This is a genomic window from Acidovorax delafieldii 2AN, from assembly GCF_000175235.1.
GTDB lineage: Bacteria > Pseudomonadota > Gammaproteobacteria > Burkholderiales > Burkholderiaceae_C > Acidovorax > Acidovorax delafieldii_B.
Window position 1 is genome coordinate 1 of the sequence record NZ_ACQT01000327.1, and the last position, 3,380, is coordinate 3,380.

The following is a 3,380-nucleotide window of genomic DNA, read 5'->3' on the forward strand; positions in this document are numbered from 1 at the left end:
CGGCGCCCCGCGCTGGCGCGCGTGGAAAGCGTGGACACGCAGCACGCCCCGGCGCGCCGGGCAAATCATCGCAGGCGTGCCAATGCGGCGCTGGCCAATTCGGCCATGCGCGCCAAGAAGTCGGTGCCCATGGTGGCGTCGAAGCGCTGCGCGTCGTGCGAGCCCAGCACCAGCAGGCCGAAGGCCGGTGTGGCGCTGTCGATGGCGCCTTCGCGCAGCGGTAGCAGGGCCAGCGACTGGGCCTGTGCGGCTTCGCCCTGAGCCAGCCAGGCTGCAGGCTCGAAACCCAGGTTGGGGCCGCAGAACGGCATGGTGAGCGAAGAGGCAAAAGCCTGCGCATCCTCACTGGCACCCTGGGTGAAATCAGCGTCGATGTAGGCGCCCGCCACACCCCACACGCGCACGGCGGCCTGCGGCACGTCAAACAGGGTGCGCACGCCATCCACCACGGCCTGGGGCAGATCCATGGGGTCGCGGATCTGCAGCAGGGCGCCTGTCCACTGGTCGACCTTGGCGGCGATGGCAGCGTTCTCGTTGCTGTGGCGCACCATTTCCATGATGCGCTGCTCCAGCCCCTTGATCTTCTCGCGCAGCATCTCGGCCTGGCGCTCCTGCAGGCTCACGGCGCGCTGGCCGTGCGGGCTGGTGATCTGCACGCTGGCCAGTACCTCGGCATGGCGCTCGAAGAATCCGGGCGTCTGCGTGAGGAACTGGGCGATGTCGTCTTCGGTGATCGGAGGAATGGGAGAGCTGGTGGTCATGGCGTGTCGGGAAGTTCGATCTGGCCGTCAAAAACGAGGGTGGCCGGGCCGGTCATGAAAACGGAGTCGGCCTCCTGGCCACTCCAGGCAATGGTGAGCAGGCCGCCGCGCGTCTGCACGTCCACGCGCGCATCGAGCAGCCCCAGGCGAATGCCCGCCGCCACGGCGGCGCAAGCCCCGGTGCCGCAGGCCAGGGTTTCACCCGCGCCACGCTCGAAAACGCGCAGGCGCACATGGCCCCGGTCCACGATCTGCAAGTAGCCGGCATTCACCCGCCGCGGAAAGCGCGGGTGCGATTCGATCAAGGGGCCGGTCTGGGCCACGGGCGCGGTGTCCACGTCCTGCACCAGTTGCACGGCGTGCGGGTTGCCCATGGACACCACCGCTACCATAACAGGAGCATCTTGCGCAGACCCAGCAAGCGCCAGAGGCCATTTTTGCCCCAAACCCTGCGCCACGGGCGCGAGGCCGGCCGCATCGAAGGGCACGCGCGCCGCGTCGAACTCCGGGCGGCCCATGTCCACCGTAACGCGCCCGTCGGGCGTGAGCTGGGGGGCGATCACCCCGGCCAGCGTCTGCACCCGGATGGTGTCCTTGGTGGTGAGGCCCTTGTCGCGCACGTAGCGCGCGAAACAGCGGGCACCGTTGCCGCACTGCTCCACCTCGCCGCCATCGGCGTTGTGGATCACGTATTCGAAATCGATGCCTTCCGCCGGCGAGGGCCGCACGGTGAGGATCTGGTCGGCACCCACGCCAAAGTGGCGATCAGCCAGGAAGCGGTAGTGCGCCGGCGTCAGGCCCAGGCGCCCCTGCGTCTCGTCGAGCACGACGAAATCGTTGCCTGCACCCTGCATTTTGGTAAAGCGGATCTGCATGGGCTGGATTATCGTCGCTGGGCTGCCTGCGCCATCGCCGCGGTGGCGCTCGCCGCCTGGCGACAGCGACAGGCGTGGGGCAATGCCCTGGTTCTGTGCCGGTTAACGCATCCGATTAGGCTTGCGTTTCCGGGCGGCACGCCCCTGAACAGAGGATTTTCATGACCGATCTGTCCGCTTTCTCCATCACCCGCAAGTGGCCGGCAAGGCATCCCGATCGCATCCAGCTCTACTCGCTGCCCACGCCCAACGGCGTGAAGGTGTCGATTGCGCTGGAAGAGCTGGGCTTGCCCTATGAGCCGCACCTGGTGAGCTTCGAGACCAACGACCAGACCTCGCCCGAATTCCTGTCGCTCAACCCCAACAACAAGATTCCGGCCATCCTCGACCCGAACGGCCCGGGCGGGCAGCCGCTGGCGCTGTTCGAGTCGGGCGCCATCCTCGTGTACCTGGCCGACAAGGCCGGACGGCTCATGCCGACGGACGGCGCGGCACGCTACGAAACCCTGCAGTGGCTGATGTGGCAGATGGGCGGCCTGGGCCCGATGTTCGGCCAGCTCGGGTTCTTTCACAAGTTCGCGGGCAAGGACTTCGAGGACAAGCGTCCGCGCGACCGTTACGTGGCCGAATCCAAACGCCTGCTGGCCGTACTGGAGCAGCGCCTGGCGGGCCGCGCTTGGGTGATGGGGGATGCGTACACCATCGCCGACATCGCCATTTTCCCGTGGGTGCGCAACCTGATCGGCTTTTATGGCGCAGGTGACCTCGTGGAGTTTGGCCAGTTCACGGAAGTGCGGCGCGTGCTGGATGCCTTCGTGGCGCGGCCCGCCGTGCAGCGCGGCCTGACCGTGCCCGGCCCGCGCTGAGCAGCGCGGGCGCCCGGCACGGCTCAGTCGTCCGCGAAAATCCCGACGCGGCCACCACCGGCGCCCAGCGGTCGCGCTCCTGCGCGAGCTGGCGCGCGTAGTCGTCCGGGCCCGAGGCGATGGGCTCGAAACCCAGCTTGGCCAGCGTCTCGATCACGGCCGGCTCCTTCACGGCGAAGCGGGCCAGCTCGGCCAGCCTTTCCACCTGCGCAGCCGGCGTGCGCGCGGGCAGGAACAGCCCGTAGCTCTCCACGCCCTGGATGCCCGCAAAGCCCTGCTCCTCGAACGTGTGCACCTCGGGCAGAAAGCGCGAGCGGCGCGCGTCCGTCACGCCCAGCACCCGCACCCGGCCGGTGGGCAGGTGCGGCAGACAGTCGCCCACGCTGAAGCAGCCCGACGCCACCTGCCCGCCCATCAGGTCCTGCAGGCCTGGTGCCGCACCGCGGTAAGGCACGTGCGTGAGCGCAACGCCCGCCGCCCGCGCAAACTGGTTGCCCAGGAAGTGCGGCATGGCCCCGGCGGCGGGCGAGGCATAGCCCTGCGGCTCGGGCTGGGCCTTGGCCCAGTCGGCAAACTGGCGCAGCGTGCGCACCGACTCGGGCACCTTGGGCCCAACCACGAAGCCGCAGGTGGACAGCGCCACGGGCGACACGGCGATCGCATCCGTCGCGGGCTTGTACTGCAGGCGCTTGAACACATGCGGGTAGATGGTGAACATGGACGAGGGGCTGAGCAGCATGGTCAGCCCGTCGGGCGCCGCATCCTTGAGCGTGGTGACGGCGATGCGCCCGCCCGCCCCCACCTTCTGCTCCACCACGACGGTGCCCAGCCGTGGGCGCCAGGTTTCCGCCAGGCGCCGCGCCGTGGCGTCCACCGAG

General features: G+C 69.0%; 4 protein-coding genes. 1 reads left to right on the plus strand and 3 read right to left on the minus strand.

The window, feature by feature from the left end; translation table 11 throughout:
* Positions 1-65: 65 nt before the first annotated feature.
* A complete protein-coding gene (locus tag ACDELDRAFT_RS20460; protein ID WP_005799988.1) occupies positions 66-761 on the minus strand; it encodes a DUF484 family protein in 696 nt (231 codons plus the stop codon).
* A complete protein-coding gene (gene dapF, locus ACDELDRAFT_RS20465) occupies positions 758-1,636 on the minus strand; it encodes a diaminopimelate epimerase (RefSeq protein ID WP_005799989.1) in 879 nt (292 codons plus the stop codon). The genes ACDELDRAFT_RS20460 and dapF overlap by 4 nt, the downstream gene beginning before the upstream one ends.
* Before the next feature lie 161 nt (positions 1,637-1,797).
* Here dapF and ACDELDRAFT_RS20470 point away from each other — a divergent pair, with 161 nt between their 5' ends.
* Positions 1,798-2,502 (plus strand): glutathione S-transferase N-terminal domain-containing protein, encoded by a 705-nt coding sequence (locus tag ACDELDRAFT_RS20470; RefSeq protein ID WP_005799990.1) that lies wholly within the window; start codon positions 1,798-1,800, stop codon positions 2,500-2,502.
* Here ACDELDRAFT_RS20470 and ACDELDRAFT_RS20475 read toward each other — a convergent pair.
* Positions 2,420-3,380, minus strand: a 961-nt coding sequence (locus ACDELDRAFT_RS20475; protein WP_005799991.1) for a Bug family tripartite tricarboxylate transporter substrate binding protein, incomplete at its 5' end; no start/stop codon positions are given. The genes ACDELDRAFT_RS20470 and ACDELDRAFT_RS20475 overlap by 83 nt on opposite strands.